This window comes from Vibrio anguillarum (genome assembly GCF_001989995.2).
Lineage (GTDB): Bacteria > Pseudomonadota > Gammaproteobacteria > Enterobacterales > Vibrionaceae > Vibrio > Vibrio anguillarum.
Genome location: NZ_JAHGUP010000180.1, coordinates 1 through 8,445, shown reverse-complemented (window position 1 = coordinate 8,445; position 8,445 = coordinate 1). Strand labels below are relative to the sequence as shown.

At 40.5% G+C, this 8,445-nt stretch carries 5 protein-coding genes and 2 pseudogenes; 5 read left to right on the top strand and 2 right to left on the bottom strand.

All coding sequences use genetic code 11. The features are described from left to right. Positions 1-205, bottom strand: a pseudogene (locus PL85_RS18245) (signal recognition particle-docking protein FtsY); the annotation flags it as partial. Between the two features lie 206 nt (positions 206-411). Between PL85_RS18245 and rsmD the strand changes: the two are divergent. Together rsmD and PL85_RS18235 are read left to right on the top strand one after the other, a co-directional pair. After that, positions 412-1,011, top strand: a complete 600-nt coding sequence (gene rsmD / locus PL85_RS18240; RefSeq protein WP_094500777.1) for a 16S rRNA (guanine(966)-N(2))-methyltransferase RsmD — start codon at positions 412-414, stop codon at positions 1,009-1,011. Further along, complete coding sequence (locus PL85_RS18235) at positions 1,008-1,274, top strand: DUF1145 domain-containing protein (protein ID WP_010316906.1); 267 nt, start codon at positions 1,008-1,010, stop codon at positions 1,272-1,274. Before rsmD ends, PL85_RS18235 begins: the two co-directional genes overlap by 4 nt. A 75-nt stretch (positions 1,275-1,349) precedes the next feature. On the opposite strand, the pseudogene PL85_RS18230 reads toward PL85_RS18235, so the two are convergent. After that, positions 1,350-1,694 (bottom strand): annotated as a pseudogene (locus PL85_RS18230) (MarC family protein); the annotation flags it as partial. Positions 1,695-1,845: 151 nt separating this feature from the next. Between PL85_RS18230 and gmtY the strand changes: the two are divergent. From gmtY to gmtX, 3 genes are read left to right on the top strand one after another with little or no spacing between them, the layout of a single operon-like run. After that, entirely contained in the window at positions 1,846-3,282 is a 1,437-nt protein-coding gene (gene gmtY, locus PL85_RS18225; RefSeq protein ID WP_019281054.1) for a gamma-mobile-trio recombinase GmtY, read from the top strand. Next, entirely contained in the window at positions 3,279-7,556 is a 4,278-nt protein-coding gene (locus PL85_RS18220) for a VPA1269 family protein (protein ID WP_019281055.1), read from the top strand. Before gmtY ends, PL85_RS18220 begins: the two co-directional genes overlap by 4 nt. Further along, entirely contained in the window at positions 7,543-8,220 is a 678-nt protein-coding gene (gene gmtX, locus PL85_RS18215; protein ID WP_019281056.1) for a gamma-mobile-trio protein GmtX, read from the top strand. Before PL85_RS18220 ends, gmtX begins: the two co-directional genes overlap by 14 nt. The last annotated feature ends 225 nt before the right edge of the window (positions 8,221-8,445 follow it).

Genomic DNA, 8,445 nt, shown 5'->3' with positions numbered 1-8,445 from the left:
CTTCTGCTTCTGCTTCTGCTAACGCAGTGTGTGGCTCTTCGATGGGTTGAGCAACTGCCGTCGTTTCTTGTTCTTGCTCAGCATCAACTGGTTCGACAAGCGTAGATGGCTCAAGCACTTGTTCTGTTTCGCTGGTTGATTTACTTGATTCTTCGTCACCAAAACCGAGCCAAGAGAGTAATCCACGTTTCTTTTTTTCCGTCATCTGGGGATATCCTAGATCTACCTAACTAACTACGACCTTTTTCTTGAAGGATTATCCCTCGTAAGAAAAAGAAAAATGACAAAGCAGTGAAAAGTTTCCAATTAGATTGGTAAACTTTGTCATTATTGAAATTCAATGGCTATACCAAACCCGCTTCGGGTTGGCAGATTGGGTATAGTATCACTTTATTAGCGGTCAAAAAATCTATGGTAAGACGTCGCCAGCAAAACTCATCACAAAATAAGCCTTCAACGGGCTTTGTTCGCATTATTAGTGGCTTATGGAGAGGTCGCAAACTGCCTGTTCATGATGCCCAAGGTCTGCGTCCCACAACGGATCGCGTCAAAGAAACTCTTTTTAACTGGTTAGCACAGGAGATCGCTGGTGCACACTGCTTAGATTTATTTGCAGGCTCTGGCAGCCTTGGGTTTGAAGCTGCCTCAAGGCAAGCACAAGCCGTGACGCTGATTGAGCTCAACCCGACGGCATTCAAACAGCTTGAACACAATATTGCTGCGCTCAACGCAACTAACTTGCGAGCGATAAATAGTGATGCGCTGGCCTTTCTCAAGCAGCAAGGGACGCCTCACCATCTGGTGTTCATCGACCCGCCTTTTCGACAAGGCTTATTAAGCGAAGCCGTCTCGCTTTTAGAACAAAATGGCTGGCTTGCCGATGAAGCGCTGATTTATATTGAGACGGAAAAAGAGTTGGCGCTAGAAGGTATTCCTGCCAATTGGCGTCTGCACCGTGAGAAAAACGCAGGCCAAGTCAGTTATCGACTATTTGAGAGGAGCTCGGAATGAGAGTGTTACTGGTACTTGCAAAAGCGGCGATTGCTTTTGTTTGGTTGATTCTATTACTGAATATTTTCATGCCATTCCCCGGTAAAGCGGCGATTGCACTTTATATTATGACGGCATTTTTGTTCATTATGCACGGACTGCAAATGCTGATTTTTATCGGTGCGTTTGGTGACAAGATCAGCATGAGCCGTTGGGAAAAATGGTCGATTCTGATATTTGGAGTCTTCGCACTGCTCGATATCCGCCGTAAACACATGATGTAAGTTAACGGTACAGAAAAAGCAACATAGGAAAAGCCGCTTCAAGTTCACACGAAAGGCGGCTTTTTTATCGGAAAATTACAACCCCATATAGCTTTTTACGCCATTTAAGAACATTTGCGTTGAGATCATCACTAGCAATAATCCCATCAAACGCTCGACCGCTTTTAAACCACGTTCACCCAGCACTTTGTGGAAGAAACCGTAGAACATCAAAATGATGAAAGTGGCGCCCCACGCGAGCAGTACAGAGGCTGACAGCTCGAGGAGTTTGTCAGGATGCTGAGTCGAAAGAAGCAGCAAGGCCGCAATCACAGAAGGACCCGCGATCATCGGAATTGCCATCGGTACGATGAAGGGCTCTTCCCCCGCCGCTAATCCAGTAATGCTACCTGCACTAGGGAAAATCATTTTAATCGAGATGAAAGATACCCCTAAAAGTCTGTAATATTTTTTTGATATTTATACTACATTCGTTGAGTTTAGACATAAATACTGAACTCACCTTAAATAATCACCACAAAAAGATACCCCTAATAAAATAATATTTAATATTATTAAAGGAGACAATGACATGGGTAAAATTACGATTACTTGTAGAAACCGACAGGTTTCCATTGATGGCTTAAAAGCTATTAAGGTTCGAGTAGTTTCTCTAAACGGTGCAATCCTTGAATCCTTTCTTCGATATCAGGTAATAAAAAACGGTCGCGGTAAAACTTGGCACCACGAAAATGCTCTAGCCATGAGCCTACTCCTAGAATATTGGCAAGCAACATTAGGGGTATATGGATCACCTAGGCTAATGTTTGAAGCATTTTCTGTAGCAATCCATGACGGTACCGTTCAAGTCGATGGAACAGACCCAATAGGATTGCGCTGGAAACCGCGTAGCCCACACCACGCGAATAAACTAATTAGATATATTAGTGAGTATTCTGACTGGTTATATGTAGAAACTGGAGAAGAATCTGCATTACTCAACCCTATACGAAGTGCAACCCCCTATGAAAAAATGCTGAATCTCGCAGCGTATCATCATAGAAAGAACAACTCATTTTTGAAGCACACTTACGATGATTCCAAAGCCAGGGAACAAGCAGGGCATGTTCGTGCTATAGCTAAACATCAAGGGCCTAAAAACAAGCAAGTCACTTATACATTCCCAAGAGATAAATCATTGGAAGTGGAGGATAGTTTTATTATCTGTGGTTCAAAAATATCTGACCCTCCTCAAAATCGCCTAGATTTAGCTAAGGTACTTGTTTTTATGCTCATGCGATATGCGGGGTTAAGAATTTCTGAGGTTCCAAATATATACGTTGTAGATATCACCGTAGATCCCGCTAAAAGTGATATGAGCAAAGATAAGAAAATACCACTAGTTAAAGTTCATCACCCTGATAAGGGTTTCGCTCCTGATGAATGGCGCAAAAAATATAACAGACCCGATGCTCGAAGGGCTGAGTATTTGATGACAGAATACGGCATGCTGCCAAGAAACAACCGTAACTCTCCCAAATCATTGTATACAGGCTGGAAAAACCCTGTGCTTATTCCAAATCAGAATTACATGATTGCGTACTTTAATAATACTCAAGCAGCTGAGATGTTTTTGATTTATTGGCAGTTATATTTGAAGTACCAAGCACCTAAGAATCAATCTCATCCCTTTGCATTTTCAAACCTCAAAGACGGCAACCCGTTGTCCTATAAAGCTATAGAAGACGGCCTTAAAAGAGCTGTAGAGAGAGTTGGGCTAATAAGTTCAAAAAGTGAGGGGACTACACCTCACGGCTTACGTCACTTATATAAGGACGACTTAAAAAAGATGAACTTAAGTAGCCATATCATTCAGTCCGTGATGCACCATAGAAGTATCCATTCTCAAGAAGAGTACGCTCTACCCTCGCATGAAGAAATTAACGCGGAAATGGATAAGGCAGAAAACAAAATTTCAGCATTTATGGAAACAAAAGAAAAACTCAATCTACTCAAGGGGGCTTTATGAGCCAGAGATATAAAACACTAAAAGAAGCTTCGGATGCCACTATAGCGCTATTTAAAAGTATAGGCATTCGTTTTCCTACTGTTGACCTATACAAGAAAAATTATAAGAAAGACCCTATGCTTCCGATAGATCCTCGCCGCTATGATGACTTTACCACATGGCAAGCATATGCAGGCAAAGCGGAGATGGTGCAGAAATACTCAACAATTGAAGAAGCAATAGCTGCCAATGTTGTCCTATTCAAGAAACTTGGCATAAGTACTCCAACCTATGAGTTATATAAAGATAATTATAAAAAAGATCCTAGACTCCCATCGGATCCTCGTAGATATGAGAGTTTCAAGACATGGAATGAGTATTTGGGTAAAGGAAAACCTGTTGAGAAGTACCCAACCTATAAAGAAGCCAAAGCTGCTGCAGCCGCGCTTTTTAAGAAACTCGGTATTAATGAGCCAACGGTGGCTCTGTATACAGAGCATTACGAAAAAGATCCAAGGCTACACGCAGACCCACGAGAAGTATTCAAGAAATTCAGATGGATAAATTACCTTGGCAAAAAGGAGCCTATTGGTAAATATAAAACGCTAGAAGAAGCATCGACTGCAATAATTGCACTATTCGAAGAGCTTGGCATAGAAAAGCCAACTAGAGTTTTATACAGAAAACACTACAAAGAAGACCCTAAGTTACCATCTGCGCCAGAGGAGTATTATAGTAAATTTACTACGTTCGCAAAATTCTTTGGTATTGAGCCTATTGAGCTGTATCCCACAGTGAAAGAAGCATCCGTTGCTGCAATTAGTATGTTTGAAGAGCTTGGTATCACTAACCCTACTTCAAATGACTATGTGAGAGAATATTGGAACGACCCTCGGCTCCCATCAAATCCTAGACGATACTACGACGACTTTATCTCATACTCTGAGTTTCTTGGTAGAGGAATAGTTGTTGATAAATACCAAACATTTGAAGAAGCAAAAGTGGCAACGGATGTTATTTTCAAAGAACTTGGGATTATTGAACCAACTAGAACACAATATGCGAAGTACTTCAAAAACGATCCGAAGTTACCGAGCAATCCATTTTATACATACCATAAACCAGTTGATTGGCCGTCTTACTTAGGTCGAAAACATTTTTATTCTCGAGAGGTTGCTCTAGTTCGTGCTATTAAGTTGCTTGGTAGTGCTGAAATTACAGAAGATGAATATAGAGCTATTTGTGGTTTAGATGAAAGGCTACCTATACAGGCAGTTGTATACTATGGGTTAAATAGTTGGAGTGAGTTTGTTGGTTTAAATTTTTATGCTACATGGCAGGAGGCATCAGCTTCCGCCTGTAAAATCATACCAGATGAAAAGAAAACCAAGCTTGGATATCAAGAGTACTACAAACAAAATCCGTTGCTTCACAGTAATTTGGACAAGTATTATACAGATTTTCCGGGCTGGGATGCTTTTTATGGGCGTGAGGTTCTAAAAAAGTACTCATTGGAAGAGGCAAGAAAGTTCTGTAGTGATAATAATTTGTGGTCCAGAGACGATTACAAAAAATTGGCTTTAGTTAACAAACAATTGCCCTATGACCCATCGAAGTACTACAAATTTAAGAGTTATAGAGAGTTCCTAGCGATCGAATACTTCAACCTTGCTGAGGTCAAGCTGTACTGCCAAGACAATCGCATCAAAAATATGATTGAGTACAAAAGGCACGCAAGGAGCCACGCAAGATTAAAAGTACATCCAAATTCCATAGATGGATATAAAAATGCTAAAGACATTTTTTGGGAACCCACTGAATATCAACCACTTATTGACGTTGGATTGCCAGTATGGGCGGATTTAGTTAAGTGCTATTGTGAGCGTTTAAAATACAGTGTGCAACAGAATCGCACAAGGTTAGTACACTATCTACTATACACCCTACCGTTCATCCGAAAAATAGGTGCAGTAGATACAGTAGCACCTTTTTTTGAGCGAAAGCAAGAACAGCCATCCATGGAAGATTACATCAATACACTGCCTGAAAGTCAGCGGAATAATAGTCAAAAAAACTTGATTATTGGCTTTCTAAAAGACGTATTCGAACAGGCTTTCTACCTAGAAGATGAGGACACTGGTGAGCGCACTCCAGTCCCAAGTTTTAACTTGTATCGTATCCCTTACTTAAATGTTTCCATTGTTTCAGATTCAGTCGCGGCAGCTGGAACGGCCAAGCCAGAGCTACCATATGAATATGTTGTTAAAGCGAGGTCGCACCTAATACCTGAGTTTGTCGAGGAAGGTGGTGAACAAGTTAGGTGTGAAAACTTTAGGCAACTTACTGTAGGCCACGAACTCAACATCTCTGATTGGTATGACGTTGATGAGTCAGTTATAGATAGAAAAGATCCTGACTGTGTTTGGCGTGTTATAGAAAAAAGCAAGCAAATAAAGGGGCAACGCACCTCGAAAGTTACTGTATATCAAATGTGGTCTCCGGTACGAACTATCGGCCTTTATTGCTTGTTAAACCTCCCTACTCGAGGTCAGCAGATTTTATGGTTAGATTCGGGGGAAGCTGATGAATTCAAACTTATTAACAAAGGTTATAAGTCCATAAATTTGGATGAAAAAGTACAACTTGTTCCTGACTTTGAGTGGGTAAAAAATGATAACCCGCTTGCTGGCAGCCAAAAGAAGCCAAATCTCGGAGTTCTGCATAAGAATGGCGACAATATTGAAATGTTCACCAACACCAATAAAACAGGAAAGCCTTTTGTTTCACCTTACATTCCGACGTGCACTATCCCTTGGATTATAAGACTAAGAGACTGGCAATCTAAATACAATCCGCTTAAGGAACCAACACGTTGGACTGAAGTTGATTTTACTACAAACAAGCCGTCAATTTCAGTGCTAAAGCAACGCGGAACCCAATGTTTCTTATTTCGCAATCCGGCGGGTGGAAATCGTAATATAGACACAAGCACTTTTCAGCCAATGAAGCAAAATGTGTTTGGGCGGGCACTTGCTAAAGTGCTCTATGAGATTCAAGAACCTGACTTTCCGTTGGCAGAGAGATCTGCTTCAAGCTACACATCTAAATATACTCCTCATACGATGCGTGTGAGTTTGATTACAGCATTAGTATTGTACGGTGAAGTCCCTTTACATATTCTGATGAAGGTCGTAGGTCATGCTCAAATAATCATGACTTTGCACTACACCAAAATCAAACACCTAGACATAGTTGAAACACTTGATGCTGGTGAGAAAAGGCTTTTGGCAAGGTCACAAGATCAAAAAAATGCTCTCTTGATGGAGGATCGGATTCACAACCATAAAGATGAGTTATTAATCCCTGTATATTCCGCTTTGCATGATCCGGAGTGGCCTAAAGCTTCTATCCAGTTTTTCGATTATGGCCTTTGCCCATATGGATCGACCAGGTGCTCCGACGGTGGGTTGGAGCGGGAAGAAACTAAAAATTCAAAGACGAAAACTGAGTATAACCCCGTTCCTTCTGGGTACTTAGGGTGCCAGAACTGCTTTCGTTGCAGACATTTTGTTACAGGAGCTCCATTTGTTGTGGGATTAATAATCAAAGGTAATGAAATTTCGGAGGCAAAACAGTATGTGTCGAACAAGATGCTCGATATTAATGCTGAAATAGAGGCGCTAGATGAGGAGATTTTCTTATTAGAAGATAGCAGTAAAATTGTTCCTCCTGATGTCAAAATGAAACAAAAACGACTAAATAATTTGCTTGAAAGTGAGCAAATCCGTTTAGATATGCTCTCATGTGACTTCCTATCAATATTTAGGCTGGTTGATCAGTCTTTGCAACTTCTCAATAAAGTAGCGTCGATAGATAGTAAAATTCCAATGATTATGAACGCTCCTAAGCTGTCTATAAGCATTAGCGAGGTTTCAAAGCATAGAGCTCTGGCTGAAGTATGTGAAAATGCAGAGATATTCTTATCAGCGAACGCAACGACTGCCCTTCCGCGAAGAAGCCAGAGTCTGGATAAGATGCTATCAAATAACAATATGCAACCACAGCTTTTTAAACTTAGTGAAGAAATGCAATTGCATGTTGGGAACCAGATAACACAACTGATGCTGGCTCGCCTAAACGGATGGGGGAATATTAATCGAGTGCTTGATGGTGAACTTCCATTAGACTTGTTGGGTAGTTCAGACGATTCAGATCTAGTACCACTATCAGAGGATATCAAAGCACTACTAGAAAAATCGATTAAATTGGAGATTAAAACTGATGAACTCATCTAAGAATTATATTCGAGAAGCGTATGAAGCAATCTTGAATAAAGCCAACTCTAATAAATCAAAAAAGAGTTTGGCGCTAATCAATGAAATTTGTTTAGAGCAATTACAATCAGGTGAGAAAAATTTTTCGATTTCAAATATAGGGGCAATATCAACTATCAAGGGAGGTCCAAATACCGGTGCGATTCGTAACAAAACAGGTCATCTGTATAAAGACTTAATTAAAGTCTACGCTGAATCGATTGATAAGCCTAAGCTACCTGTTGCTAAGAGAAATGAGCATGGTTGGGTTGACGATATTGAAAGTTCAACCGCACGTTGGTTAGTTCGTGATTTGATCTCTGATAAGTCCAAACTACTCGCTGAAGTCAACCGGTTGAGAGCTGATTTGATCAATGCAGAAGTGCCAATTCAATTGTATAACAAAGGCGTTCCTAGTTCAGAATCAGTCGCGTTACCTGAAAAAGTAATTTATACAGGATCGGAAATCAACGCTCTTAAGTCTGCGATTGAACCTAATTACCTAAAACTGAAGGGGCTAATTATTGGGCAGCATGGAAGAATTGAAGACTTAAATAATGGTGAAGTAGTTTTTAAACCAGGTTTTGTCCAAGCTATAGAAAAAACACTGGATGTCTATGGTGAGGACGATCAATGGCCGATTTAAATTCAACAGGTTTTTCAGAGGAGCGGTTATATCGAGTGGGTGCTTAGTATCAAGTTTGAAGTGCAACGATTAACTATAATATTGAACAAAACATTCCTCCGGTGTTTGAAAGCCCAGACGTTCTTTGAATACTTGTTGTTGGTAAGCAAGCTTCATAAACAGTTATGCTTATGGAGTGTCAAAGAATAAATGTTTGCTGAATAGTGGTAAGCGCGTCATAAACCC

What these genes read in the sequence shown, in the direction of transcription:
- rsmD (WP_094500777.1), top strand. Translation starts at nt 412, where the DNA reads ATGGTAAGACGTCGCCAGCAAAACTCATCACAAAATAAGCCTTCAACG.
- PL85_RS18235 (WP_010316906.1), top strand. Translation starts at nt 1,008, where the DNA reads ATGAGAGTGTTACTGGTACTTGCAAAAGCGGCGATTGCTTTTGTTTGG.
- gmtY (WP_019281054.1), top strand. Translation starts at nt 1,846, where the DNA reads ATGGGTAAAATTACGATTACTTGTAGAAACCGACAGGTTTCCATTGAT.
- PL85_RS18220 (WP_019281055.1), top strand. Translation starts at nt 3,279, where the DNA reads ATGAGCCAGAGATATAAAACACTAAAAGAAGCTTCGGATGCCACTATA.
- gmtX (WP_019281056.1), top strand. Translation starts at nt 7,543, where the DNA reads ATGAACTCATCTAAGAATTATATTCGAGAAGCGTATGAAGCAATCTTG.